This window comes from Aliidiomarina iranensis (assembly GCF_003987135.1).
Classification (GTDB): Bacteria; Pseudomonadota; Gammaproteobacteria; order Enterobacterales; family Alteromonadaceae; genus Aliidiomarina; species Aliidiomarina iranensis.
Map to the genome: position 1 here is coordinate 304,249 of NZ_PIPJ01000002.1, position 25,688 is coordinate 329,936.

The 25,688-nt window shown below is 45.9% G+C and carries 22 protein-coding genes and 1 tRNA gene; 12 read left to right on the plus strand and 11 right to left on the minus strand.

Going from position 1 to position 25,688, the window contains the following annotated elements:
• Positions 1 to 106 precede the first annotated feature (106 nt).
• The 4 genes from ald to infA all read left to right on the plus strand — a co-directional run bounded on the left by ald (position 107) and on the right by infA (position 3,486).
• Positions 107 to 1,234, plus strand: coding sequence for an alanine dehydrogenase (gene ald, locus CWE08_RS04505; RefSeq protein ID WP_126766008.1), 1,128 nt, complete (start codon positions 107 to 109; stop codon positions 1,232 to 1,234).
• A 176-nt stretch (positions 1,235 to 1,410) separates the two neighbouring features.
• Positions 1,411 to 2,373: a thioredoxin-disulfide reductase gene (gene trxB, locus CWE08_RS04510; RefSeq protein ID WP_126766010.1), complete on the plus strand. Its 963-nt coding sequence runs from the start codon at positions 1,411 to 1,413 to the stop codon at positions 2,371 to 2,373.
• Positions 2,374 to 2,455: 82 nt separating this feature from the next.
• Complete coding sequence (aat, locus tag CWE08_RS04515) at positions 2,456 to 3,181, plus strand: leucyl/phenylalanyl-tRNA--protein transferase (protein WP_126766012.1); 726 nt, start codon at positions 2,456 to 2,458, stop codon at positions 3,179 to 3,181.
• An 86-nt stretch (positions 3,182 to 3,267) separates the two neighbouring features.
• Entirely contained in the window at positions 3,268 to 3,486 is a 219-nt protein-coding gene (gene infA, locus CWE08_RS04520) for a translation initiation factor IF-1 (protein WP_126766014.1), read from the plus strand.
• 230 nt (positions 3,487 to 3,716) lie between these two features.
• On the opposite strand, the gene clpA is transcribed toward infA, so the two are convergent.
• Together clpA and clpS are read right to left on the minus strand one after the other, a co-directional pair.
• A complete protein-coding gene (clpA, locus tag CWE08_RS04525) occupies positions 3,717 to 5,981 on the minus strand; it encodes an ATP-dependent Clp protease ATP-binding subunit ClpA (protein WP_126766016.1) in 2,265 nt (754 codons plus the stop codon).
• Between the two features lie 22 nt (positions 5,982 to 6,003).
• Positions 6,004 to 6,321, minus strand: a complete 318-nt coding sequence (gene clpS / locus CWE08_RS04530) for an ATP-dependent Clp protease adapter ClpS (RefSeq protein ID WP_126766018.1) — start codon at positions 6,319 to 6,321, stop codon at positions 6,004 to 6,006.
• 325 nt (positions 6,322 to 6,646) lie between these two features.
• On the opposite strand from clpS, the gene cspD reads away from it, so the two are divergent.
• Positions 6,647 to 6,868: a cold shock domain-containing protein CspD gene (gene cspD / locus CWE08_RS04535; RefSeq protein WP_126766020.1), complete on the plus strand. Its 222-nt coding sequence runs from the start codon at positions 6,647 to 6,649 to the stop codon at positions 6,866 to 6,868.
• Between the two features lie 148 nt (positions 6,869 to 7,016).
• On the opposite strand, the gene yejK is transcribed toward cspD, so the two are convergent.
• Positions 7,017 to 8,078: a nucleoid-associated protein YejK gene (gene yejK, locus CWE08_RS04540; protein WP_126766026.1), complete on the minus strand. Its 1,062-nt coding sequence runs from the start codon at positions 8,076 to 8,078 to the stop codon at positions 7,017 to 7,019.
• 74 nt (positions 8,079 to 8,152) lie between these two features.
• Between yejK and CWE08_RS04545 the strand changes: the two genes are divergently transcribed.
• The 4 genes from CWE08_RS04545 to CWE08_RS04560 all read left to right on the plus strand — a co-directional run bounded on the left by CWE08_RS04545 (position 8,153) and on the right by CWE08_RS04560 (position 10,722).
• On the plus strand, positions 8,153 to 8,374 hold the full coding sequence (locus tag CWE08_RS04545; protein ID WP_126766028.1) for a YejL family protein: 222 nt from the start codon (positions 8,153 to 8,155) through the stop codon (positions 8,372 to 8,374).
• Positions 8,375 to 8,387: 13 nt separating this feature from the next.
• Complete coding sequence (locus CWE08_RS04550; protein WP_126766030.1) at positions 8,388 to 9,986, plus strand: DUF3413 domain-containing protein; 1,599 nt, start codon at positions 8,388 to 8,390, stop codon at positions 9,984 to 9,986.
• 187 nt (positions 9,987 to 10,173) lie between these two features.
• Positions 10,174 to 10,250 (plus strand) — tRNA-Pro (locus CWE08_RS04555).
• A 112-nt stretch (positions 10,251 to 10,362) separates the two neighbouring features.
• Positions 10,363 to 10,722, plus strand: a complete 360-nt coding sequence (locus tag CWE08_RS04560) for a hypothetical protein (RefSeq protein ID WP_126766032.1) — start codon at positions 10,363 to 10,365, stop codon at positions 10,720 to 10,722.
• Between the two features lie 223 nt (positions 10,723 to 10,945).
• On the opposite strand, the gene ltaE is transcribed toward CWE08_RS04560, so the two are convergent.
• From ltaE to waaA, 7 genes are all read right to left on the minus strand, one after another.
• Positions 10,946 to 11,974 carry a low-specificity L-threonine aldolase gene (ltaE, locus tag CWE08_RS04565; protein ID WP_126766034.1) on the minus strand — a complete coding sequence of 343 codons (1,029 nt, stop codon included), beginning with the start codon at positions 11,972 to 11,974 and terminating at the stop codon, positions 10,946 to 10,948.
• Positions 11,975 to 12,073: 99 nt separating this feature from the next.
• A complete protein-coding gene (locus tag CWE08_RS04570; protein ID WP_126766036.1) occupies positions 12,074 to 14,149 on the minus strand; it encodes a M13 family metallopeptidase in 2,076 nt (691 codons plus the stop codon).
• An 82-nt stretch (positions 14,150 to 14,231) separates the two neighbouring features.
• Positions 14,232 to 14,774, minus strand: a complete 543-nt coding sequence (locus CWE08_RS04575) for a YgjV family protein (protein WP_126766037.1) — start codon at positions 14,772 to 14,774, stop codon at positions 14,232 to 14,234.
• 78 nt (positions 14,775 to 14,852) lie between these two features.
• The gene (locus tag CWE08_RS04580; protein ID WP_126766039.1) at positions 14,853 to 15,245 is read right to left on the minus strand and encodes a hypothetical protein; all 393 of its coding nucleotides are present in this window, start codon (positions 15,243 to 15,245) and stop codon (positions 14,853 to 14,855) included.
• Positions 15,236 to 15,793 carry a DUF192 domain-containing protein gene (locus CWE08_RS04585; protein WP_126766041.1) on the minus strand — a complete coding sequence of 186 codons (558 nt, stop codon included), beginning with the start codon at positions 15,791 to 15,793 and terminating at the stop codon, positions 15,236 to 15,238. Before CWE08_RS04585 ends, CWE08_RS04580 begins: the two co-directional genes overlap by 10 nt.
• Before the next feature lie 121 nt (positions 15,794 to 15,914).
• Positions 15,915 to 16,658: a 3-deoxy-D-manno-octulosonic acid kinase gene (locus CWE08_RS04590; RefSeq protein WP_126766043.1), complete on the minus strand. Its 744-nt coding sequence runs from the start codon at positions 16,656 to 16,658 to the stop codon at positions 15,915 to 15,917.
• Positions 16,659 to 16,752: 94 nt separating this feature from the next.
• A complete protein-coding gene (gene waaA / locus CWE08_RS04595; RefSeq protein WP_126766045.1) occupies positions 16,753 to 18,057 on the minus strand; it encodes a lipid IV(A) 3-deoxy-D-manno-octulosonic acid transferase in 1,305 nt (434 codons plus the stop codon).
• A gap of 136 nt (positions 18,058 to 18,193) precedes the next feature.
• Here waaA and CWE08_RS04600 point away from each other — a divergent pair, with 136 nt between their 5' ends.
• Genes CWE08_RS04600 through CWE08_RS04610 form a run of 3 tightly spaced genes read left to right on the plus strand, consistent with a single transcriptional unit; the run spans position 18,194 to position 23,963 of the window.
• The gene (locus CWE08_RS04600) at positions 18,194 to 19,153 is read left to right on the plus strand and encodes a gluconeogenesis factor YvcK family protein (protein ID WP_126766047.1); all 960 of its coding nucleotides are present in this window, start codon (positions 18,194 to 18,196) and stop codon (positions 19,151 to 19,153) included.
• 24 nt (positions 19,154 to 19,177) lie between these two features.
• Positions 19,178 to 21,880, plus strand: coding sequence for a M14 family zinc carboxypeptidase (locus CWE08_RS04605; protein ID WP_126766049.1), 2,703 nt, complete (start codon positions 19,178 to 19,180; stop codon positions 21,878 to 21,880).
• Positions 21,881 to 21,899: 19 nt separating this feature from the next.
• Positions 21,900 to 23,963, plus strand: coding sequence for a S9 family peptidase (locus CWE08_RS04610; protein WP_198677078.1), 2,064 nt, complete (start codon positions 21,900 to 21,902; stop codon positions 23,961 to 23,963).
• Here the strand turns inward: CWE08_RS04610 and CWE08_RS04615 are convergent.
• Positions 23,960 to 25,636, minus strand: a complete 1,677-nt coding sequence (locus CWE08_RS04615; RefSeq protein WP_126766052.1) for a putative bifunctional diguanylate cyclase/phosphodiesterase — start codon at positions 25,634 to 25,636, stop codon at positions 23,960 to 23,962. The genes CWE08_RS04610 and CWE08_RS04615 overlap by 4 nt on opposite strands.
• Positions 25,637 to 25,688: the final 52 nt, after the last annotated feature.

The window sequence follows — 25,688 nt, forward strand, 5'->3', positions numbered from 1 at the left end:
GTAGGTCACGCCGGATTATGCTGAGCTATACTTTGCACCAATTTAAGGGCGATGTTGTGTGTTCAACACAGCCTTGCTAACCACTGAAACTTGAGGCTTTAACATTATGTTGATTGGTGTACCAAAAGAAATTAAAAATCATGAATATCGCATTGGCTTAACCCCTGCTGCCGTTCGTGAGTATGTAGAGCACGGCCATGATGTCATCATTCAACGGGATGGTGGATTAGCCATTGGTTTTACCAACGAAGATTATGAAACCGCTGGTGCGCGGATTATCGATACACCAGAAGAGATTTTCGCTAGTGCAGATATGATCGTAAAAGTGAAGGAGCCGCAACCGGGTGAATGCAAGCAATTGCGCGAAGGGCAAATTCTTTATACTTATCTCCACCTCGCACCGGATCCAGAACAAACACGCTTGCTCGCAGAAGCCGGCGTAACCGCCATTGCCTATGAAACGGTTACCGATAACCGCGGTGGTTTGCCACTATTAGCGCCAATGAGTGAAGTAGCAGGCCGTATGGCAATACAAGCCGGTGCGCACAATTTAGAAAAAGTGAATGGTGGCAGCGGTACATTATTAGGCGGCGTGCCCGGTGTAGCCCCTGGCAAGGTTCTCATCATAGGTGGTGGTGTGGTTGGCACACAAGCTGCGAAAATGGCTATCGGTTTGGGCGCAGAAGTAACTATTCTTGATCGTTCACTTCCGCGTTTACGTGAGCTGGATGATATCTTTGGCGGCCGCGTGAAAACCGTGTATTCCACCGTTGATGCTATCGATTCTTATTCCCGTGAAGCTGATTTAGTGGTGGGTGCAGTGTTAATTCCAGGCGCTTCGGCGCCGAAATTGTTAACTCGCGATCATATTAAGAACATGAAGCCAGGCTCGGTGCTTGTGGATGTTGCCATTGATCAAGGTGGTTGTTTTGAAACCTCAAAAGCTACTACCCATCAAGATCCAACCTATGTTATCGATGATGTGGTGCATTATTGTGTAGCCAATATGCCGGGTGGCGTAGCGCGTACTTCAACCATAGCTTTAAACAATGCCACTCTCCCTTACGGAATTGCCTTGGCAAATAAAGGCATTGAAGCTTTAGCGAACGATACAAACTTACGCAACGGCTTGAACATGCATAAGGGTTATATCACGTATAAAGCCATCTTCGATGACCTTGGCGAACGTTTAGGCCTTGAGTATCTCGATCCAATGCACGCTATTAACATCTAAGCTAACGGGCAACCGTTACGTTAAGCGTACATTTTTAAAGAGCCGGTTTTCAGCCGGCTCTTTACGCTTGCTCAACATCTGCCTACAATAACCCCCAATTTTTTAATCGAACTTATTCCGAAACAAAGATCTTCTGAACGAATAAATTTCAGAATAAGAACAGTGGAGTAGTATTCATGGCCGAAGTGAAGCACTGCAAACTTCTCATTTTGGGCTCAGGCCCAGCAGGTTATACCGCTGCAGTTTATGCAGCACGCGCGAATTTGAATCCAGTTTTAGTAACTGGTATTCAACAAGGTGGTCAACTTACCACTACAACTGAAGTTGAAAACTGGCCCGGCGATGCCGAAGGCTTAACCGGCCCTGATTTAATGGTGCGCATGCAACAGCATGCAGAGCGTTTCGACACCGAAATCGTGTTCGATCACATCAACAGTGTTGAATTCACTCAGCGCCCTTTCCGATTAAAAGGTGATTCAGCGGAATATACTGCTGATGCAGTAATCATCGCCACCGGTGCATCGGCTAAATATTTAGGCCTTCCCTCAGAAGATGCATTTAAAGGGCGTGGCGTGAGCGCCTGCGCTACTTGCGATGGCTTTTTCTATCGCGGGCAAAAGGTTTGTGTCGTTGGCGGCGGCAATACGGCCGTTGAAGAAGCACTATACTTATCCAACATTGCCGAGGAAGTTCATGTTATTCATCGCCGTGATAGCTTCCGCGCGGAAAAAATCCTCATCGATCGTTTAATGGCAAAAGCTGAGCAAGGCAATGTTGTTCTTCATCTGCATCAAACCCTCGATGAAGTGTTAGGCGATAACATGGGTGTTACCGGTATTCGCATGAAAGATTTCCGTGATGGCAGCACTTCTGAGCTTGAGGTTCAAGGCGTATTTATTGCGATTGGGCACCAGCCGAACACGCAAATGTTTGTTGATCAATTAGACATGGCAAATGGTTATCTAAAAGTTCAATCAGGCCTGCATGGTAATGCTACGCAAACTTCAATTCCCGGCGTGTTTGCGGCAGGTGATGTAAGCGATCATATTTATCGCCAAGCCATCACCTCAGCAGGTACAGGCTGCATGGCGGCACTTGATGCCGAGCGCTTCCTTGATGCCTTAGATAATGAAAAGTAACAGCTAGTATCACCTACCGAAAACGCAGCTTGCATATATGAAGAGCAAGCTGCGTTTGTAGTTAAAAACGGGAATTTATTGCATGAGCTACCTTTTGGATTTAGAAGGCACGCCAAAGGATTTCTCATTTCCTGATACTAGCCTTGCTCTAAAAGATCCTGATGGCTTACTTGCGGTTGGTGGCTGTTTATCGGTAGAACGTTTATACAACGCCTACAAAAATGGCATCTTTCCTTGGTACAGCGAGGATGACCCCATTCTTTGGTGGAGTCCAAGTGAACGTGCAGTTATCTTCCCTGACGATCTCTATGTGAACCGCAGTTTGCGAAAATTTTTTCGCAAAAACCCCTATCGCGTTACCTTAAACTCAGCTTTTCAGCGGGTAATTCAAGCCTGTGCCTACATCCCGCGTGGCCCGGGTAATGGCACCTGGATCACAGAAGAAATGATTTCAGCATATGTGGCCCTGCATCATGCAGGTTACGCGCATTCCATCGAGATTTGGCAGGATGAAGCACTGGTGGGTGGTTTATATGGTGTTTTGATTGGGCAAATATTTTGCGGTGAAAGTATGTTTAGCGCTGAGCCTAACGCATCGAAGCTGGCATTGGTGGCACTGCGAAATCATTTTCAACCGGCGGGTTTAACCCTCATTGATTGCCAACTGGAAAATCAACACCTAATTAATATGGGTGCAATCAGTATTACTCGTGAGGCCTTTATTAAAAAATTGAAGCTCTCGCAATCGCCCATTGCCAAGAAGTTTTTACAAGCAACTGAATTGAATCCCTTAGATGTTGGCAATTAGAAGAAAAAAGCGGTAAAATCCCTCGCGCTTAAAAACGGCCAAGCACTTCAATTGCAGCTCGGTCAATAAAGAATACAGAGGATTTAATGGCGAAAGAAGACAGCATTGAAATGCAGGGCACCATTCTAGACACCCTGCCGAATACTATGTTCCGCGTTGAACTTGAAAACGGGCACGTGGTTACTGCGCATATTTCAGGGAAAATGCGTAAAAACTACATCCGCATCTTAACAGGTGACAAGGTAACCGTGCAGCTTACACCATATGATTTAACTAAAGGCCGCATCGTTTTCCGCGCGCGCTAATATGGGTATGAGTGCTTAACAAGTACTATCGCAAAATAACAGCTGCGTAAGCCGAACAAGTACTTAGCATCAACACGATACGTGTTACTGCAGATAACATAGAAAAACCCAGCTTGAATCGCTGGGTTTTTTACGTTGGTAACAAGCTAATATCGCTAAAACAAGAACATTGAAGAAAAAGCACTTAAGCAAAAGCGCCTTACTCTAAGTGCTCAATTAAAAACAGAGCATTAAGATGGCACTGCTTGGCTCGCGTTATCGTAAACAAATGCAAGCGCATCGCCCGTATCATTTAATTTAGCCACCACATTACCACCGTGATTTAATTGGCCAAACAATATTTCATTCGCTAAAGGCTTTTTCAAATGCTCTTGAATGATACGTGTCATCGGCCTAGCGCCCATGGCGCGATCATAACCTTTATCCGCTAACCACTCCAAGGCACTTTGCTCTACAGCTAATGAAACACCCTTCTTATCTAACTGGGCCTGCAGTTCACAGATAAATTTATCCACAACTTGCAGAATCACTTCTGTATTCAAATGTTCGAACCAAATGATACCATCTAGTCGATTTCTGAATTCTGGCGTGAACACTTTATTAATTTCCGACATTGCATCAAACTTGTTGTCTTGTTGTTGGAAACCAATTGAGGTTTTTTCAGTTTCCCGCACACCGGCGTTCGTGGTCATCACCAATACAACATTACGGAAATCAGCTTTACGCCCATTGTTATCTGTTAAAGTGCCATTATCCATAACCTGCAACAGAATATTGAAAATATCGCTGTGTGCTTTCTCGATTTCATCAAGCAGCACCACACTGTAGGGGTTTTTCAGCACAGCTTCCGTGAGCAAACCACCCTGCTCATAACCAACATACCCAGGAGGCGCACCAATTAAGCGGCTCACCGCATGGCGTTCCATATATTCCGACATATCAAATCGCAACAGTTCAACGCCCATAGCTTTTGCTAATTGCTGGGTTACTTCCGTTTTACCCACACCCGTGGGACCCGCAAACAAGAAAGAACCCACAGGCTGATGTTCGCCGCCTAAACCAGATCGCGATAAGCGAATCGCCGATACTAAGCTATCTATCGCTTGGTCTTGGCCAAACACCACCATTTTTAAGTTACGATCGAGTTGCTGCAACATGCTCTGATCATTTCTGGAAACAGATTGTGCCGGTACTCGTGCTATTTTTGCGATAATCGCCTCAATATCGCCAACGCCAACTGTTTTTTTCCGTTTAGAGGGCGGCAATAGCCGCTGGCTAGCCCCTGCTTCATCGAGTACATCGATGGCTTTATCAGGTAAGTAACGCTCATTAATATATTTTGCTGCTAATTCAGCTGCAGCACGAATAGCAGGTTGCGTGTAGCGAATGCCATGATGAGCCTCATATTTATCACGCAGCCCCATAAGAATTCTGGTGGTGTCTTCCACCGATGGCTCGCGTACATCAATTTTCTGGAAGCGGCGAACTAACGCTCGGTCTTTCTCAAAAATATTTTTATATTCTTGATAAGTTGTTGAGCCAATACATTTAAGCTCGCCATTGGTTAACAACGGCTTGAGTAAATTTGATGCATCCATCACCCCACCTGACGCTGCTCCAGCTCCGACAATGGTGTGAATCTCATCAATAAACAATATTGCGTGTTTTTGTTTACCGAGCTCTTTTAATAAAGCTTTGAACCGCTTTTCAAAATCACCCCGATATTTTGTGCCCGCGAGGAGGCCGCCCATATCTAGGCTATAAATTACTGCATCAGAAATCACTTCTGGTACATCTTTTTCCACTATGCGCCAGGCTAGGCCCTCAGCAATCGCGGTTTTCCCCACGCCTGCTTCACCCACTAACAATGGGTTGTTTTTTCGCCGCCGGCACAAAATTTGTACTGAGCGTTCCAGCTCCTCATCACGGCCAATTAAAGGATCAATTTTACCAGCCTGCGCACGTGCGTTTAAATTTACGCAAAAGCGGGCTAAAAACCCCTGTTCTTGTTCTTCATTAGTTTCTGTGGCTTGCTCCTGCTGCGGCGTGTTCTCATCCTCAATACGAGAAATACCGTGAGAAATAAAGTTCACCACATCTAACCGAGTTACTTCATGTTTATTAAGCAAATATACGGCTTGTGATTCCTGCTCGCTAAAAATAGCCACAAGAACATTAGCGCCAGTAACCTCTGAATTGCCAGATGATTGCACGTGGAAAACGGCGCGCTGCAGCACACGTTGGAAACCCAGTGTTGGCTGCGTATCACCATCGTCGTCAACTTCATTAAACTTCGGTGTGCTGCGTTCTATGTAGGTTAGAAGCTCTTCTTTCAGCACCGCAAAATTGATTGCGCAGGCGCGCAAGGCTTCTGCAGCTTCAGGATTCTCCAATAAAGCAACCAAGAGGTGTTCAACGGTCATCAGTTCATGCTGACGATCCCGCGCAATTCGGAATGCATCATTCAACGAAATTTCGAGTGCTTTGTTCAGCATACTGCTCTCCTTACTTCACAAATCATGCCTGCTCCATAGTGCAGAGCAGAGGATGCTGGTGCTCACGGGCATATTGATTCACCTGTACCACCTTGGTTTCTGCAATTTCGGCAGAGTACACACCACATACGGCTTTTCCGCGCTCATGGACTTGTAACATAACTTCTGTAGCTGCTTCCGAGTTCAACCGAAAGAACTTTACGAGCACATCAATCACAAAATCCATGGGTGTGTAATCATCATTATTCAATACCACCTGGTACATAGATGGGGGCTGTAATTCAACTTTAGTAGCCTCATCCAAGTGATGTTCAGGAATGGAATCACTATATTTACTCATACGTTTCTTGCTTATACCTTTAATATAGCTAGATTTCTGGCAGATGGTTAGCCAGGATTAAATCTTTTTCGTTAAAAAAATGTAATAAAATTCGCGTATATCGCTTGACTATTTTTTAGTCTTATCTAAATTAACACATGGTACTGATTGCTGCTGTTTTCAAGAGCCGTGAATATTGCAGGTTATTATAACAACTAATTAGCCTCAGTTTCGCGTTTACCGCTCCAATAAAAACTGCAGCCTTTACTGCACACCCTCCTAAATAATAATAGGTGTGCCACATGCAGTAACAACAATACACAATACGTAAAAAGGAAGTAGAAGTATGGCTACCGGTAAAGTCAAGTGGTTCAATAACTCAAAAGGCTTCGGATTTATTGAATCTGAAGAACGTAGCGGCGATATTTTCGCACATTATTCCACCATTCAAATGGAAGGTTACCGCACCCTAAAGGCAGGCCAAGAAGTTGATTTTGAACTCGAAGAGGGCCCAAAAGGCCTACATGCAATTCAAATTGTGCCTCAGGGTATTGAAAGCAAAGAGTAACTGCCATTCATTTTAGGCACCGCTCAATGATGAAGATTGTTAAGGGCTGAAAAAATTTTCAGCCCTTTCATTTTATATTCGCTCTTTCAGCACTTCGTTCTTTCAGCATTTCTTTCCTTGCTTCACGTCAGTGAAAAATATCGGCTTATTAATCGTTCATACCATAATAACGCCGTAGCTGGTCGCGTAAGTTAGGCGGCGTGCCCTTAAGCGTGAGGGTATCCGTATCAACATCATAAACAACCCGTTGGCCAAGCATACTTTGATCAAAAGCCATACTTAAGCCACCGCCCTGCCCTTGAAATTTCACTAATTGCCGTAAACTACTTCGATCTGCAGGAAAGCTCTCAGGGATTTCTTTACCCTTGCTTTCACTGAATGCTTGCAAAGAAGTTGCACCTTGTTCCTGCAAACGCTCATCTAAATCCCGCATTTGCACTTGTTCGCCCCGTTGCCACTGCTCGCCACAATATTCAAATACACTTTTCCGAATATTGTTAGCATCCTCTTCCGTGATTTCAGCTTCTTTTACGAATGCTTGCACCGTATCCACAAGCTGTTTGGTACTGCTTTTGGAATTTACTCGTTCTACACAACCCAAAAAATCGAGGAAGAACTCAGCAGTTTTTCGGCCCGTTTTTCCCTTGATAAAAGAAACATAATAAAAGTCATCAGCTTTTGCTTGAAACTCGGTAAGATTGATTCGCGCCGCTAATTGCACCTTAGTTACATCCAGTTGAGCCGATTTATTTACACTCAAATCCGGCTGCACCATGACACCCTCCCGAACCGGCAAAAAGCTAACTAACAAAAAGCGTTCAGATGCTTCCTGATAATCCGCGAGCAGCAAAAAACCTGATTCTGCGAATGAATAGCGGGAAAGCTCTTGTTGTAAAAGGCGGGCAACCTGCTGAGAAAAGTTTACAAAATCAGTATCTTGTGAAAGCCAATCAGCTAGTAACTTGGGGAATTCAGGCTCAGGAACTACTTCACCGGAATCTCGTGCATCGGCATACAAAGGATCATCCGCGCCAATAAAACTAGCATACCCCTTGCTTGGCTTAGCATTGTAAACCTCATTCATTTCATCCAATAAGGTGGCTACTTCCGCTTCACTGTTTAAAGCAGCAGGTGAGAAACGTAATCCGAAATCACCTGCCGGATCTTGATAAACTTGGTGAACAATACTCGCAGAAACACTTAATGTCATGGCACTCTCGCTATGCAACTATCTGATTTATGTTAAACTTACCATTATTCTAACATGGAGCCGAGGCCACCATCATGCCGATTGTTTCAAAATACGATCAAGAACGCCAAGACCAGCTCATTGATAGCATTCTCGATATCTTTGCCAATGACAAAGCACCCAATGATTTAGCCTTAATGACACTCGGAAATGTAGTTACTCATATTCTACAGGAGCATGTTCCAGCAGAAAAACGTCAGGCTATCGCCAAGCAGTTCGGTCAAATACTGCTACAATCAGTAGCCAAAGAACAATAAAAAGAAGGCGGCCATGGGTAAACATAAGCAAAGAGATCGCATTGCAAAGCTTGTGAGTTGGGGCCATTGGTTCACACTCGCGAACATTTTTATTTGCCTTATTATCGGCCTGTTTTACGTGCAAAGCGCGCTCTCAGATAGTTCAGCACTAGCCACCGGATACTTGCTCGTGAGTTGGCTTGGTCACTTCGCTTTTTTACCTTTTGTTTTCTTTATTCTTCTGGTTTTTCCGCTTTGCTTAATATTGCCTTACTCCGGTATTTTGCGAGGTTACGCTGCAATAGTTGCGAGTGTGGGTGTCTTCGCGCTGTTATTCGATGCGATCTTTTTTGGGCAATACGGATTTCATTTAAACACCTATTCTTTAACTCAGCTTACAACCGATGCCGAAGAGTGGTTTCCAGGCGGCAGTTTTGTGATGCTCTTGGCGGTAATCTTTTCTTTCCTTTTCATCCTCGGATTACAGCTGATATTAGCCAACTTAAGCTGGAAGCGTCATGCCGAACTTCAAGGTAAAAAGTTCGCTAAAATTCTAGCTGCTGTTTTTATTGGCTCTTTTTTAGTGAGCCACAGTACGCATATTTGGGCTGATGCAACGATTTACACTCCGATCACCCAACAGGATGATTTATTCCCGTTATCCTACCCCACCACGGCAAAATCATTGATGGCTCGCCATGGCTGGATAACAGTGGAAGGTTTTCAATCGCAACGCGATAGGCTTACCGGTAATCAAAAATTAGTGGCACGTTACCCGAGTGCGCCCATGCTATGTAACAAACTAACCAACACTCACGGCGTTACTGTTATTGCTTTTGATTCACTAGCAACGGATAAACAGCAGCGTTTACTGCAAGCCGTGCCTGAACTCCAATCCCATCATCATCGTCATTTAGGCCAGCGTGATTTAGTTACGGCGGTAACTACTTTGCTGTACGGCATGCCTGATTTATATACCGAGAGCCTCAAGCAACAAAACGCAGAGCCGGCCTATTTTGGTATCATGAATGATTTCAATAGCCCTATCCGTATCTTCAGCACAAGTGATTTTTCCGAAGTTGCATTTCCCAATGCCGTTGCAAACAAGCTCACGGAGTTTACGGGTGCAGTTAATTATAATTTTAATTTAGATGTGGTTCTGGCCGCCAATGCCAATGTAGATGAAATCGCCGAATTTTTAGCCGCACAGCCAAGCACTCAGCGGATCATAATAACCGCCCTAACGAATCAACAAGTGGCGGGAGGTATGGTTAATGTTGATCCGCAAAGCCTACAGGTGCCTCTGATGACAATGAATATGCCGATCCCTACACGGCAAATATCTAATTTAGAGGATATCTTACCCACTGCCCTGAGCCACTTTATGGCCTGCGCTGAAGGCTTCCGGAGTTTCACCAACGGTCAAGATATGCGCTCAGAAACACGAAACCTCCCAAGAGTTATGAGTGTGCGCCCCTACATCTACATTTTTGAGAGTAATCAAACCACCGTCATCGATGAGAATGGCGATATGCAGTTGTTTAATGCCGCCGGTGAGTTTGTTCCCGGTGCCGTTCCGCCAACTCCAGTATTTATTCAAAGCTTGCGTGAACTGCAACGCTTTGGAGGATAAACGTAGCCTCAAGAAACAACTTAATGCCGGGTAGACACCCCCAGCTCACTCATTGCTTTGTTGAGTGAACTGTATATAAATCTTTGTGCAGATAAAAATAGGATGCTTAAAATTACAGCAGTTAAACGATTTACCTAAGAACGAAGCTTGCCATTTTGCTACGAAACCGTATCATAGCGCATTCGGTCGGCGTGTGGCGCAGCTTGGTAGCGCACTGTCATGGGGTGTCAGGGGTCGGAGGTTCAAATCCTCTCACGCCGACCAATTCTTCTTTGTAAATCCTCATTAAAGAATCTTTAACGTGTTCGCGTTAACCTGAATTATCTTCTAAAGTTGGGTATACTGTAGCCTGAGATTTGTAATGAGGCTTTTATAAATGATGTACCGTTCCCGATTCAAGGCATACACTGCCGCCATGCAGAACAAGCTAAAAGAAGCAAATAATAACGGTATCTTTGCGCGGCTGCTGGCTTGGGTAATGCTTGGTATGTTACTTGTGGTAGGCCTTGCCGTGTTCGTAGTTATGTTACTGCTCAGCTGGTTACTCATTCCAATCATGATTTGGCGTGCCAAGCGCCGCATGGCTGATTTTCACCGCCGAGCGCAAAATGCGAACGCCAGTAATCCATACTCACGCAAATCTGCACACAACAATGGAAGCTCTTACTCTGGCGGCAGAGGCGAAGCAGAAAGTGGCCGAGTGTTTGAAGCTGAAGTTATCGATAAATCCGAATAACGCCTTCTACCTGCTTCTACCTAGAAAAATTATGTTGCCGGATATGATGAACGCCGAAATCCACCAGGCTTTAGGAGTATAAAATCTTAGTTTGAAGGGTTCCAAGATGTGTGCATACAGATAAATTCGATCAAAGCTGAGAGCACTTTCTTCTAAACTTTGAGCTTTCTAAACTTTGAGCTTTCTAAACTTTGAGCTTTCTAAACTTTGAGCTTTTAAAACGTTAAACTAACGCTTCTGAAAACTTTTTCACAATGTAAGGAATATCCGCAGCCTCAACGTTCATGTGCGTAACTAGGCGCATTTTCGCACTAGTTGGCACCTTGATACCTGCATTCCCTAAAAATCTTGCAACCTGTTGCGCCCGTTCCGGCTGCTCGAAATACACATACACCATGTTTGTTTGCACAGGTTCTAGGCGAATTGCCGAGCTGTTCAAAGCCACTAATCCCTTCGCTAATGATTCTGCATTCGCATGATCATCAGCCAGCCGTTGCACGTGATGATCTAAAGCATAATCTAAGGAAGCTGCAACAATACCGGCTTGCCGCATGCCGCCACCAAGCATTTTTCGCCAGCGGCGGCCCCGTTTAATCAAAGCTTCGCTGCCAACCAAAACAGAACCGATTGGCGTACCTAACCCTTTCGAAAAGCAAACCGAAACACTATCAAAAGGTTGCGCAAGCGAAGCCAGTGATTGTTGCATTGCAATATGCGCGTTAAACAATCGCGCACCATCTAAATGCAACTGTAAACCGTGTTCATCGCAAAGTTCGCGAGCATTATTAATAAAGAGCTGGGGAACAACTTTACCGCAGTGTGTGTTTTCCAAAGCAAGCAGCCGGGAAATCGGAAAGTGCGGATCGTCTGCTTTTATTTTTTTCGCCACTGTCGCTAAATCTAAACTCCCATCATTCTCCACAGCCACGGTTTGCGGCACAATACCACCTAGCACCGCAGCGCCACCCGCTTCGTAACGATAGGTATGATACTCTTCACCCACGATATATTCCTCGCCGCGCTGACAATGGCTTAATAGCGCGATAAGGTTGCTTTGAGTGCCACTTGTGCACAACAAAGCCGATTCCTTATCCAGCAGCTTCGCAACACGTTTCTCTAGCGCGTTAATGGTAGGATCTTCGCCATACACATCATCACCAGTTGCAGCGGCAGCCATATACGCACGCAACGCTTCTGTGGGTTGCGTTACTGTATCGCTGCGTAGATCAATGGTTCGATTAGTTTTGGTCATCACGCTTATTCCTATCGTTGCGCTTCTGCCGTTAGATTACAAAGAAACACCGGCGGCAACCAGTGTTTCTAGGTTCACAAGTAGCGGGTATACCAAGCGCTACCAAATGGTTACGCGAACATCATCGTTTCGATACATTTTGTCGCCAGGCTCTACATCAAACGCTTGATAAAATTCTGGCATATTCGAAAGTGGCCCAAGCACTCGATATTTACCCGGTGAATGGGGCCCCACTACCACTTGCCGGCGCAGTGCTTCATCGCGGAACTTAATCCGCCAAATCTGCCCCCAACCCATAAAGAACCGCTGCTCACCAGTAAAACCATCAAGAACCTGCGCCTCAGCACCAGCAAGAGAGTTGCGATAACCGCGCAGGGCCACGTTTAACCCGCCCAAATCCGCAATATTCTCCCCCAAGCTTAACGCGCCTTGCAGATATAGATCATCAATTGGATTAAAAGCACTAAATTGATCAACCACCTGCTGAGCACGCATTCTGAACTGTTCTTCATCTTGCAGACCCCACCAATCACGTAGATTTCCGTCACCATCGGAACGGCGGCCTTGGTCATCAAAGCCGTGAGTGATTTCATGACCAATTACAGCACCAATGGCGCCATAATTAACTGCATCATCGGCATTTACATCGAAAAATGGCGGTTGCAAAATTGCCGCTGGGAACACGATCTCATTCATAGTAGAACGATAATAGGCATTCACTGTTTGTGGTGTCATACCCCAATCATAGCTATCAACAGGCTGCCCTAAGCGAGCTACCATACGCTCGTATTCACAATCTGCAGAGCGGCGCATATTGCCTACTAAATCATCTGCTGCAATAGTAATACAATCGTAATCACGCCATTTTTCCGGATAACCAATTTTAGTGGTGAACGTAGCTAACTTTGCATGTGCTTCACGCTTTGTTTCAGCAGTCATCCAATCTAAGTCATCAATAGCCTCACCGAAGGCTAGCAAAATATTATCAACCATCTCGGCCATACGTTCTTGCGCTTCCGGTTGGAAATGGCGTGCTACATATTCTTCCCCCACCATGAATCCAAGCACACTCTCCACTGTGCTTACCGCTCTGCGCTCCCGAGATCGTTCTTCCTCCAAACCTTGTAAAATTCGGCCATAAAAATCAAAGCTGGCACTGCCAAAGTTTTCACTTAACATTCCGGCAGAAGAGCGCAGAGTGTGAAATTTTAGGTAAGTTTTCCAATCTTCTAGCGCCACCGTACTTTGCATTGCAGCAAATGCACTCATGTAATCTGGCTGCCGCACTACGATCTCGTTAATGGCTAAATCGGCTGCCGCAATAAATGCTTGCCAATCAAAACCAGGTGCACTTTCAGTAAGCTCAGTGAGTGTCATTTTATTGTACGAGGCCACCCGATCACGATTTTCAATTCGGCTCCAATGCGCCTCTGCAATTTTTGTTTCAATTGCCAAAATCGCATCGGCTGCTGCTTCCGCTTGCTCCCAACCAGCCTCATTCCACATAGTTTGAATAAACTGCCGATACTGTTCACGTAGCGTCTGGTTGCGCTCATCGTTTGCCAGGTAATAATCGCGGTCGGGTAGCCCTAACCCGGATTGGCTCATAGAGGTAATATATTGCTCAGAATTCATTTGGTCTTGACCAACATACAAAGCAACCGGAATACCTGCTCGATAGCGCTGCTGAGCACCCCAGTACTCGGCCAATTCAGAGTGCGATGCAAGCGCTGTGATTTTTGCAAAATCTGGCACTAAAGGCGTTAACCCCAAAGCTTCAATGCGCTCTTTATCCATGTATGAACGGTAAAGATCGTCAATTTTCTGTTGGTTGCTGCCCGCAGCCGCGGAACCATTGGCCGCTTCCTGCACTATCGCCAGAACATGAGCTTCTGCACGCTCACGCAACTCATCGAAACTGCCCCAACGCGCTCTATCGCTTGGAATTTCGGTACGTTCAAGCCACTGGCCATTTACATACTGAAAGAAATCATCTTGTGGGCGTGCTTCGGTATCCAAATTATTCAACTGAATACCCGAATGCAAATCACTGCTACTCGCATAACTTGAATTTTGTTGTTCTAATTCACTCGCTTCAGTTACCGTGCCGTCGGAACACGCTGCCAAGCCCAATGCCATGGCCACTGTTAAAGCTAAACTAGATATCTTGCGCATGTGTTCGTTTCCTTTCTTTATCTTCAATTCGTATTTAACGTATCGTCAATTTTGCACTTCTCAATTATTTTTCACTTCTCAATTATTTTGCTCTTAATTCGCCGGATACGCCCTCTTGAGCGGCGGCAGCTAGCCGCTTTTCACTGCGGAGCTTCAAAAAGATGCTAATTAAATTCGAGACATTAAAGAGTATGCCAAATGGGCTGAGCACCAAAATAGAGTAAATGAGCATCAAGGATTCAGCTAAAATAAACCAGCGACGAATCGATTGTGCACTTTTCAAAATAACGGAGCCAACGGTAAACACCAACGATGCGGTGTATGCTACGAATAATACGGCGGAGTTCTCGAGAACGAACCATTCCCACAAGCAAAACACAATATTCAGCAGAACAAATACGAGTAATATTGCAACGCTTTGATAACGCATTGCCACAATATTGCGCACGGCTCCGATGGCAAGGCCGATACCCGCCGCTGAAGCACCAAGCATAAAGAAATGCACGCTCAAGCAGGCAAGAGCGAATGCAGAAACTAAACGATAGCGATTAATGGTTTCTTGGCGGTAGCCAATAAAGTTAATGATAAGTGCTAAGGCACCGAAAATATGTACAGCGTAATCCATGAGTTTTTCCATTGCGGTACAACATGGGCCAAGTTAACTGCTGAATGCACCAACCAAACCGCAATATTGTAGTTAGTATTAATTATTTCGTGCGCCAGCTGAGAAATCCCGAACTTGCAAATCGTAATCAGCTAAAAGCCCTGTATCTACCATGAAATACACAGTGAGGGTTACCATTTTAGCATCATCTTTGCTGCGCTGAGCGCCACTAGCAGAACCTAACCATGTGTAATTATACCACTTGATATCACCACTTTCGCCTTGGGCTTGCGGGCGCCCCCACCAGCGTTGAATATCACTCACTTGAGTGCGGTTTTGAATCAAAAAACGGCCGATAGTTGCGTTACTCAGGTTTTGTAGGCTTGGGGGCGTTTCCAGCCTTTGAGTGCTGCTTGTATTTTCGGTACTCGCACATGCCGACATCAACACGGCGAGTGCGCCGGCTAACACTACTTTTCTGCTTATCGCCATGGTTGTGCATCCTCTATGCTCGTTTCACAATCACTCGCCAACAAGGTATCACCTACACTAACGCCCCACTCTGCAAATTTGCCTAAATTAACCTCAAGCGCATACAAAAAAGGTGCGGCGGCTGGGTAGCTTGGGCAACGGTTACTCCAATAACTGCGGCAAGGCTGCATTTGCTGAATATCGAGTATTTCCCCACGCGCATTAATATACGCGATATCGAGTGGAATTAAGGTTCGGTACATCCAGAAGCTTCGAGATGCTGTGTAATCGTATACGAATAGCATAGCCGCATTTTCCGCCAAGGTTTCGCGCATCATCAACCCCTCGGCTCTTGTCTCTGCTGTAATAGCAAACTCAGCAGAAAGTGTTTGTGTTGCCGAAGCTGAACGCAAACATAAATTGTGCGGCTGCAACTCAGCTTGGGTTCCTGAGGCGGATACAAACGAAAGCTGGTTAGCAGAATTCTGCGCAGCAAAACTTGGTAATGCCACTGAATACCCCAACATGCCAACAATTAATAACGTTGCGGCTATCAATTTTATTCTCATAATTACCAGCCTCAATTAAACCCAGTTAAACTCAATTATGCTTTTTGCTATTTTGTGTACTCGATTTGCATCACTGATTCATTAGATATTACCGAACCGTTACCGATTTTCCCTTGCGCTCTTACTCATTCAATTCAGTGTTGTTGTAGCCCGCCATCAGAGCCTGCCAATCTGCTTGTTGCCAATAAAAATCTGTTTGTTGGCCGAGCTCTTTTTCTAGTGAACGCTTTAAGCGCGCCAAGTTCGCTTCTTTCCAAGCAGTTTTGCCTAGCGCCTGCATTCGTAATTCACACCGATCAAAATCAATAAGCCAAGGTTTTTCACTGCCATCGCAGCGCTGCCACAAAATGTTATGGCAATTCAAATCGCTATGATAAAGCCCGGCGCGGTGAAAATTTGCAATCATCGCGCCAATTTGCTGCCACGCATTCGCGGTTAATGGCTCTGTTCGGAGCACCTGAAACACATCATTGGCGTTCATTACCCGTTCAATCAGTAAATTAGCGCGATAAATAAACCCAGAGCGTTGAACACCAGCAGCGATTGGTTTCGGCACCGGCAATCCAAGATCATAAAGTGTGGCCAACAAATTAAACTCAGCCATACTGCGCGTTTTTTCTAGGCCCGTAAATACGAATTGATCGGTGAGCAATTTTCCAGGCAGGCCACCACGGTAATAATGCCGCAGCACATACTCCCGTTCACCATCGCTCACGAACCAAACGGTATTTCGGCCTGTTGATTGCCCCACTACAGCATTTTCACCTTGCCAAAACTCAGGCTGCAACCATAACTCTGGTGAACCGATGAGCGGCGGTGCCTGCACACGAATGTATTGGTTTGCAATCTGGTGGTCGGTTAGCATGGTATCCTTAACGTCTTCTATCGGCGTCGCTTTTCTTAATTCAACTTTTTTAGTGCAATGTTCTCAGCTCAACTTTCTCACTTAAACAAGCCATTCAAGATGCGCTCAATAATTGTTGAATTCGCACGTAAATCCGCTGTGCCGCACCGCTATGCTCAGAAAAGATCCGCTGCGCATCCCGGCCTATTCTTTCCGCGGTTTCAATGGTTGTGAGTAATCCTATCAGAGTATCTGCTAATGAATCAGCTGAATTCACCCAACGCACTGCTTGTCGGCTATCAAGTTGATTATAAACCTCACTAAAATTAAACACATATCGGCCACTTATCAGCGGTTTCGCAAAGGCAATCGCCTCTAATGGATTGTGCCCACCGCGTTCAATTAAGCTGCCTCCGATAAAGGTAATTTGCGCCACGCCATACCAGAGTAGAAGCTCGCCCATGGTATCGGCAAGTAATACTTGGGTATCTCCAGTAACAGGCCGGCCACTACTGCGTTTCACCATGGAAAACTTGTTTTGCTCAATAAGTTTAGCTACTTCATCAAAACGCTCTTGGTGACGCGGTACTAAAATTAATAACGCCTTCGGTTTTACCTGCAATACCTTTGCAAAAGCTGCCAGAATCTGTGTTTCTTCACCTTCATGCGTGCTACCGGCGGTGATTATCGGGCGATCACCGAACAAATCACGATAACTCTCCACATCCGCAAGTACCGAATCGGCAATGGCAATATCAAACTTGAGGTTACCGGATACTTCCAAAGCGTGTTCCGTAACACCGATCTCTAAAAAGCGCTCGGCGGCCTTTTGTGATTGGGCACCGCAGTAATTTAACGCCTCCCAAGCCCGCTTGAATAACCAATCCATCCGCACGTAACCGCGAGCGGATTGTGCCGACATCCGCCCGTTCACCACAGCAACAGGCGTTTGATTCTGCCGTGCGTATAAAACTAAATTCGGCCACAACTCGGTTTCCATGATCACCAATGCGCTGGGTTGTAACCGTGCATGAAAACGCTTTACAGCCCTTGGTGTATCAAACGGAATGTAACAATGGTAAACCCAATCACCATAGGTTTTTTGAATTAATTCCGAAGCGGTTGGTGTCATACACGTAATGGCAACGGGCCGCCCACTCTCATCACCCACAAACAAATCGATTAAAGGCCGCGCAGCAATAAACTCGCCCACTGATACACAGTGAAAAACCACAGCACCCCGCCACTTTTTATCAATGGCCTGGCTACAAAACCGCTCCTTCATTCGAGCACGATAAGCGGTATTGTTGCGACCATGCCACCACAGATAAAAAATAATAAAGGGCATCATGGCGTATAGAAGGATGCTATATAAACGAACACCGAAGTAACGCGCTCCGGTGTTTTGATTGCTCGGCATAATGAAAATCCTCTTAAAAAGCGCTGCTATCTTGCCAGAATTTACGGTTGTTTGGCTATCTTCGGTTCGTTTTTATTCACTCTTCGGCTCGCAAGTTATATAGTTATGAAAACAAGAAAAGAAAAATAAAGGTGAAATGCTTATTTCTTCGCAAACCGCTAGTGATAAAAAGCGATTAAAATCACTCAGAATAACCGCTATTGGCGGCGGCCATGGTTTGGGCCGGGTGATGTCTACCCTGTCCTTCCTGCAGAGCCGCTTGGTTGGAATTGTTTGCACCACGGATAACGGTGGGGCAACGGGTATGTTGCGTAAACATCACCAATGTATCGCTTGGGGCGACATTCGCAACTGTATGTCACAACTTGCGGATCAGCCCTTAGCAAAAGAAGTTTTGAATTTTCGCTTTAACAGCAACTCAAATCTTGATGGCCATAACCTTGGTAACTTGTTGCTTTACACACTTGATGCTCTCTCCGCTCGTCCTATCGATGGCATTCAATTACTGAGCCGTTTGTTAAAAGTAAACAACCGAATTCTACCGATGTCAGAAACACCAACAGATTTGCTCGCAGAACTTGATAATAACCTGCAATGTTTTGGTGAGATTCGTATCGATGAATTAAGCAACATGCCAAAACGCTTAAGCTTATCCCCACGCGTAAACGCGACACCGGAAGCACTGCATCACCTTGAACGCAGTGATTTAATTATCCTTGGCCCGGGAAGTTTCCTCACTTCCGTGATGCCACCTTTATTGGTGGATGATATGGCTTCTATAATTGCCAAATCAGCGGCTAAGGTTATTTTTATCGATAACCTAGTACCAGAGCAAAGCCCAGCAGGTGCCCTTTCACTTAAAACTAAACTTGAGTGGTTAGAGCAACAACTGGGCTATCAACTTGTTGATTTAGCGATCAGCAATGTTTCGCCACTACATTCAGATATTCCGGTTATCTCCTGCGTGGAGCCCGACCAAGAATTACTTCACCGACACGACACGGACGGACTGTTGGCCGCACTTGTGCAAGCTGCACACCACCTTATTCCAGACCAAGGCGCGGAACTCGTTACGGATATTCATTCATTTAAATAACAACAAGCCACACAGGTGTTTTTCATGAAATCATTGTCCTTTTCAGTATCTGCGGTAGCCTTGGCTATCAGTGCACTCGCCCTGAGCGGAATGCCGAGCACTTCAACGGCGAGCGAACAACCTGTTCCGGAATGGCCGCAAGCTCGTTACAGCGGCACACCCACCATAGAGGATGTTTTGGGTTACCCCGCTGGTAGCCGTATTTCCAGCCCAGAACAAATCCAAACCTACTTTCAAGCATTAGCCCAGGCTCATCCTGATCAAGTGAAGCTATTCGATTACGGTGAAACTTGGCAAGGCCGGCCCTTGTTCTATGCTGCTATCGGTTCAGAAGAAAATATCGCGCAATTGAACGCTATCAAAACGGACATGCAGCGATTAGCTGATCCACGGAGCATCAATTCACGCGAGGCTCGGCAATTAATTGAATCCCTACCGGCTTCCGTTTGGATAGCAAATAGTGTTCATGGTAACGAGATTTCACCTGCCGAGGCAGCTATGGTTACCGCCTGGCATCTTTTAAGCAGTAGCGATGAACGCACACAGAGTATGCTAGAAAATACCATTATTTATTTCGACCCATTACAAAACCCAGATGGCCGAGCACGCTTTGTGAGCCGCTACTATGCCACTCTGGGCCTTGAACCCTCTGCGGATAGGTTATCGGCTGAACACAATGAGCCATGGCCAAACGGCCGAACTAATCATTATTTATTCGATATGAACCGGGATTGGATTGCGCTAACCCAACCGGAAACCAAGGGCCGAGTAGCCGCGTTACTGGAAACCTACCCACTAATTTTTGTTGATTCTCACGAAATGGGTGGTGATTTAAGTTACTACTTTACCCCAGAGGCTCATCCTTATAATCCATTTATCACCTCAGAGCAGCGGGAAGGCTTGAACTGGGTAGGTGAAAATAATGCACTATGGTTTGATACCTTTGGTTTCGATTATTTCACCCGCGAAATTTTTGATGCCTTCTATCCTGGATATGGCGCGAGTTGGCCCTTATATCACGGCAGTTTAGCCATGACGTATGAAATGGGTTCGGCTCGAGGGCACGAATTTAAAACTCGCGATGGCGAAATACTCACCTATGCCGATGGCGTTCAGCGCAACTTTGTAGCCTTCATGGCTACGATAGAAACCGCCTCTCAGCGCCGCCAAGATCTTTTACAACGCTTTTATAATTATCGCCAACAAGGTATTGAGCAAGGCAGCCGTGGTGCCGTTCGCAGCTACATTTTCAGCAATACCCGGGATCTGGCCGGCAATCGCAAACTCATGGCATTGCTCGTCGCCCAAGGAATTGAAGTTGGCCAAGCAACCGAGGGCTTCCGCGCCTGCGGCGAAAGCTATGAACAAGGCGCTTATGTTGTCCAGGCCTCGCAGCCAGGCTATCACCTAATTCGCACGCTGCTCGATACCAATGTTCCCATGGATGAAGAATTTCTCGCAGAGCAAGAGCGCTTAAGAGCGAACAACTTACCAGACCAGATTTATGATGTTACCGCATGGTCGTTACCGCTCATGTTTAATGTGGATATGGATGTATGCCAACAACAGCCTCGAGTGGCCACAACGCCTGTTAATACACAGCGTATCTTGCCAGGCGAGGTTGTGAACGCCGACGCTGAGTTTGGTTTCGTTGTTCCATGGGGAGATATGAATAGTGGCCGCTTTTTAACGGCTGCGCTGCGCGAAGGATTACTGGTAAGGAGTTCAGATCTTAAGTTCACCCATGCAAACGGTATTGAGTATCCTGCTGGCAGTTTAATTGTACCGCGTGCGGGTAATCCTGAGGAATTAACCGCGGTCGTGCAGCAATTAGCGAGCGCTACTGGCGCACAAGTAACTGGCCTAGATAAGAGTTGGATGCGAGATGGCCCGAATGTGGGTTCAGTGAATATGAAGCGCATGCACGCACCCAATATCGCCTTACTTTGGGATGAACCTGCAAGCGTGTTGAGTGCCGGAAGCACCCGCTTTATTATCGAGCGTGAGTTCAACTATCCCGTAACAGCGATTCGTCCTGCCCAACTCCGCGCTGCTGATTTATCGCATTATCAAGTACTTATCCTACCAGCGAGCTCGGGTGGAAGTTATGATCAAGCGCTTGGAAAAAGCGGCCGGGAGAACTTACGCCAGTGGGTTCAACGAGGCGGTGTGTTAATCACCCTTGGTAACGCAACTCGCTTTGCAGTTTCTGGGGATGCGCCTTTGCTAAATAGCTCTTTGGAACAAAAGGCACAAGTTAACGAACTGGCTGATCTCGCCTCTGCTGGCCGTACTGATGGTGTGTTAATTGATAATGATGATGAGCATCAACGCCATATCCGTAACCCAAATGCGCAACCAGATTGGGTTTCGGGTATTATTGCTCGAACTGCAGTTGATCAAGAGCACTGGCTCACTGCCGGCATTCACGAGGAACTTCATGCGATGTTTATCGGTAATGACATTTACACACCGTTGCGGATCAATCACGGCCGCAACGTAGTGAATTATATTGGTGCCGATAATGTACTCGCAAGTGGCTATATGTGGGCTGAAACGCAGCAGCAAATCGCTCATAAACCACTATTGATGGTTCAGCCGGAAGGAAATGGCATGATTATCAGTTTCACTCAAGAGCCTAATTTCCGAGCTTACTTAGATGGTATGCATGTGCTCTTTATGAATTCTATCTTCCGGGGCGCGGCGCACGCACGGCCATTGCGTTGAAATGAAGGATACTAACACGATGAATTATTCTAATACTGTTCACTTTCGTTCACGTTTGCAGCCCAGTGTTCCCGTTGTGAACAAAATTTCTCGCTTACTATTCGCAACAATGCTTGTAGGCACGGCTGGCTTCAACGTAACCGCTCTCGCTGATGATCACGAGCCACGGCCGATTACCGCTGAAGATTACTACCGCACCGTAGCTTTGAGTGACACGCAAATGAGTAGTGATGGAAGCTTAATCGCCTTTGTGAAAACCACGGTAGCTGAAGATAAGCAATCGCGAGAAAGTAATATCTGGTTAAGCAAAAACGGCCAAGCCCCCATACAGTTCACCCGTGAAAAAAGCGATTTTAGCCCGATATTTTTCCCTGATGGTGAGCGCATGCTGTTTTTATCGGGGCGCGATAATGGCACAGCACTTTATCAAATCGCCACATCTGGTGGTGAAGCACAAGAGCTTCTGCGCCTTGAGCAAGGTAGCATACGCGATGTAGCCATTCACCCCGATGGGAATGCGTTGCTGTTAACCATAAGTGTTGATGCGGAGGTTGAAAACCCCCTAGAAAAAGCCGAGGAGGCGGAAGCTTCTGCTGATGTTACGGTGATTAGTGATGCGGTATACAAACGCCAAGGCGGCTATTTAAATGCCAATAAAATCGGGTTATGGCATTACGATTTAACCAACGAAACACTCACATCCTTAACCGGCAACACTAACTATAACGAGGGCAGCGCAAGCTATTCACCCAATGGCGATTGTATTACCTTTGCGAGCAATCGCCACCCACAAGCCGCTGATGGTTATTTCAGTTCGTCCATATTTGTTCGCTGTGATGATGAGGAGCGCGAGTTAGCGACACCTATTGGCCACGCTTCAAACCCAGTATGGACAGGGAACCATAGCATTGCCTATGTCTATCGTGAAGATGCTTACGCCGCGCCTGATTTACAACATTACGATTTAACTATTGATGCTTATCAAGTATTAGCTGAGGCCATGGACCATAGCCCTAATGGCTTGCAATATGCGGCGAATGCTTTGTTCTTTACAACAGATGATCGCGGTAGCCGAACCTTGCAAAGCTTAGATCTCAATCAGGGCGGTTATCGTTATTTAGGCGGCAGAGGCGTTTCCCTGTCTGATGTTGCTATTAGTCAAAGTGGACGGCTCAGCTGGGTTGAACACAACGAAACAAACTTACCACAGGTTATGTCTGCTGCATCCCTTGCAGAATTTACCGCAGGTGAAACACAAAAAATCACTACGTTTAACGATGCACTGCAAGCTGAGCTTGATTTAGCTGAGTACGAAGTGTTTCAAGCGGAAAACGAGCGCGGCGATATTTTAGATGTATTCTTTTTGCGGCCCATTTCCGTTCAGCAGGGGCAATCCTACCCTATTATTTTGAATATCAAGGGTGGGCCAGGTGGTATGTGGGGCCATCAATGGTTTCAAGAAATGCAGTTAATGCGGGCTCGAGGCTATGCCGTTGTATTTACAAATTACCGCGGGAGTAGCGGTTACGGCCAAGATTTTGCCGAACAGGTACGGCTCGATTACGGTGGTGCTGATTATCGCGATAATATCGTGGCGCTAGATGCTGCTTTGGCACGCTACACTTGGCTGAACAATGAGCGCGTGTTTATCACGGGCGGCAGCCACGGCGGCTTCTTAACTAATTGGGCTACCACGCAAACCGACCGTTTCCGTGCCGCAGTAACTCAGCGAAGTGTTAGTAACTGGATATCCGAAGCTGGTACACAAGCATTTCCGCCGTTATCTATGATTCGTGAATTTGGAGGCTCAATTTGGGATAACTATGATTACTATTGGGGCCGCTCACCGTTAAAATATGCAAATCGGGTGAACACCCCCACTTTGATTATTCACAGTGATGGCGATCATATTACGCCCATAGGCCAAGGCGAAGAATGGTTTTTCGCACTTAAAGCTAACAATGTGCCTGTGGAGCTGGTGGTATTTGCCAATGAAGGTCATGGTCTTAGCCGCAACGGTAAGCCAATTAATTTAGTTGAGCGTTTAAATCGCATCATCGATTGGTTCGATAACTACAATTAATCTACTGAAAGCGGCTGGAATTCACGATACCAAGCAATAAATTTATCCGCGGGTAACGCCGCTGTGTAGTAAAAGCCTTGTACTGAGTTGCAGCCAATTTTTCGTAAATAAGCATTCGCCGAGGGAGTTTCTACCCCCTCGGCGATTGTTTTAATGCCCATATTTTTTGCCAAGCCAATTGCCGCATCAACGATATGACGAGCACCATCATTATTTGGTAAATTCTGCACGAACGAACGATCAATTTTTATTACGGAAATCGGTAAGCGATGTAGATATTGCAAGCTAGAATACCCGGTACCAAAATCATCTACTGAAATCACTACTTTCGCCCGGCTCAAACGCAATAATTCTAATTGAGTGTGCGCTAAATCATTAATCAAAGCCCCTTCCGTGAGCTCTACTTCGATCATTTCACCGGGAATATCAGCCTTATCAAGCTCATTCAGTAATCGAGCCACGAAATCCTTATCCATAATATCGTGGGAAGAAATATTAATCGCAATTGGAATGGAAACCCCTTGCTCTCGCCATTCCTTAATTTGCTGCGTTACTTGAGTCATCACATTTTTGGTTATTTCCAGTATTAAAGTGCTTTGCTCCGCTTGCGGAATGAAATCACTCGGGGAAATATCACCATATAGAGGATGATGCCAACGTATCAGTGCCTCCGCACCACACACGCTGTTACTCGCTAAATCGATTTTTGGCTGATAATGAACTGTTAGTTCGTTAGCGCGCAACGCCTTGGCCAAATCGCCAAGCAACGTAATGTTGCGTTGCACGGTTAATTCCAAGGACGAGGAAAATTGGACATAATCTCGTTGCGTTTTATACGCATGAGCAAGTGCAATTTCTGCGTGTTGTAGATAAATTTCAGGCTCGTCGTAATGAGCAGAAATGCATACCGCCCCAGCGTGGCTAGCCACGTAAACAGAATAAGAATCGAAGCGCACCGTTGATTTTAATACGCCCATTACTTTTTTCAGGTATGCCTCAATTTCGTTTGGTGCCGATTGCAGGAGAATGCCGATTTGATTGCTATCAGTTCGGTACAGTGTCAGCTTCTTATCTATCTGCTTTTGAAGTGACGCCGCCGATACATGAATCACTTGGTGAATAACCCGAAAACCAAAAGCCCCCTGCAATTCCCGAACATTATCAATACTCACAACAATAAGTAGATTTCGCTCACGAGACAAACGCTTGGGCTTATCTGTACTTATCAATTCCCGAATATCTTTGAGAAGTTTTTTCCGGTTCGGTAATTTGGTTTTGATGTCATGGCGAGCAAGCCAGCGCAAGTAATCGATGTAGCGTTTCACACTATCGTTTACCAGGCCGCTCAGGCCACCAATCAAAATGAAATAGCCCATTCGATAGAGCCAATTTGCCAGCTCTTGCATTTCCCCTGTTGTGGTATCAATCGGCATCCACGGGCCTAAGGCTAGGCCGGCGATTAGCGCAACGAGGATGCCACCCGGCCAACCAAAAATGAAGCCGGCGGCGAGAATGGGTAAATACATGGAGTGTGAGTAAACGTATTTGATGCCGCCGGTATACCACACCAGCCAAGTAACCAGCATTACTGCCACTGCAATGGCTACGAGACCAATCCGTTGGATGAGTCGTTTATGGCTAAAGTAATATTGAACAATACGCTTATTATTCATAACGCCCACTTATTATTTAGGCTGCACTCACATGAATCTTTACTTTATTCCA

What these genes read in the sequence shown, in the direction of transcription:
- cspD (WP_126766020.1), top strand. Translation starts at nt 6,647, where the DNA reads ATGGCTACCGGTAAAGTCAAGTGGTTCAATAACTCAAAAGGCTTCGGA.
- CWE08_RS04545 (WP_126766028.1), top strand. Translation starts at nt 8,153, where the DNA reads ATGCCGATTGTTTCAAAATACGATCAAGAACGCCAAGACCAGCTCATT.
- CWE08_RS04610 (WP_198677078.1), top strand. Translation starts at nt 21,900, where the DNA reads ATGAATTATTCTAATACTGTTCACTTTCGTTCACGTTTGCAGCCCAGT.
- CWE08_RS04585 (WP_126766041.1), bottom strand. Translation starts at nt 15,793, where the DNA reads ATGAGAATAAAATTGATAGCCGCAACGTTATTAATTGTTGGCATGTTG.
- ltaE (WP_126766034.1), bottom strand. Translation starts at nt 11,974, where the DNA reads ATGACCAAAACTAATCGAACCATTGATCTACGCAGCGATACAGTAACG.
- CWE08_RS04600 (WP_126766047.1), top strand. Translation starts at nt 18,194, where the DNA reads ATGCTTATTTCTTCGCAAACCGCTAGTGATAAAAAGCGATTAAAATCA.
- CWE08_RS04605 (WP_126766049.1), top strand. Translation starts at nt 19,178, where the DNA reads ATGAAATCATTGTCCTTTTCAGTATCTGCGGTAGCCTTGGCTATCAGT.
- clpA (WP_126766016.1), bottom strand. Translation starts at nt 5,981, where the DNA reads ATGCTGAACAAAGCACTCGAAATTTCGTTGAATGATGCATTCCGAATT.
- CWE08_RS04580 (WP_126766039.1), bottom strand. Translation starts at nt 15,245, where the DNA reads ATGGCGATAAGCAGAAAAGTAGTGTTAGCCGGCGCACTCGCCGTGTTG.
- CWE08_RS04570 (WP_126766036.1), bottom strand. Translation starts at nt 14,149, where the DNA reads ATGCGCAAGATATCTAGTTTAGCTTTAACAGTGGCCATGGCATTGGGC.
- trxB (WP_126766010.1), top strand. Translation starts at nt 1,411, where the DNA reads ATGGCCGAAGTGAAGCACTGCAAACTTCTCATTTTGGGCTCAGGCCCA.
- aat (WP_126766012.1), top strand. Translation starts at nt 2,456, where the DNA reads ATGAGCTACCTTTTGGATTTAGAAGGCACGCCAAAGGATTTCTCATTT.
- waaA (WP_126766045.1), bottom strand. Translation starts at nt 18,057, where the DNA reads ATGCCGAGCAATCAAAACACCGGAGCGCGTTACTTCGGTGTTCGTTTA.
- clpS (WP_126766018.1), bottom strand. Translation starts at nt 6,321, where the DNA reads ATGAGTAAATATAGTGATTCCATTCCTGAACATCACTTGGATGAGGCT.
- CWE08_RS04615 (WP_126766052.1), bottom strand. Translation starts at nt 25,636, where the DNA reads ATGAATAATAAGCGTATTGTTCAATATTACTTTAGCCATAAACGACTC.
- CWE08_RS04560 (WP_126766032.1), top strand. Translation starts at nt 10,363, where the DNA reads ATGATGTACCGTTCCCGATTCAAGGCATACACTGCCGCCATGCAGAAC.
- ald (WP_126766008.1), top strand. Translation starts at nt 107, where the DNA reads ATGTTGATTGGTGTACCAAAAGAAATTAAAAATCATGAATATCGCATT.
- CWE08_RS04550 (WP_126766030.1), top strand. Translation starts at nt 8,388, where the DNA reads ATGGGTAAACATAAGCAAAGAGATCGCATTGCAAAGCTTGTGAGTTGG.
- infA (WP_126766014.1), top strand. Translation starts at nt 3,268, where the DNA reads ATGGCGAAAGAAGACAGCATTGAAATGCAGGGCACCATTCTAGACACC.
- yejK (WP_126766026.1), bottom strand. Translation starts at nt 8,078, where the DNA reads ATGACATTAAGTGTTTCTGCGAGTATTGTTCACCAAGTTTATCAAGAT.
- CWE08_RS04590 (WP_126766043.1), bottom strand. Translation starts at nt 16,658, where the DNA reads ATGCTAACCGACCACCAGATTGCAAACCAATACATTCGTGTGCAGGCA.
- CWE08_RS04575 (WP_126766037.1), bottom strand. Translation starts at nt 14,774, where the DNA reads ATGGATTACGCTGTACATATTTTCGGTGCCTTAGCACTTATCATTAAC.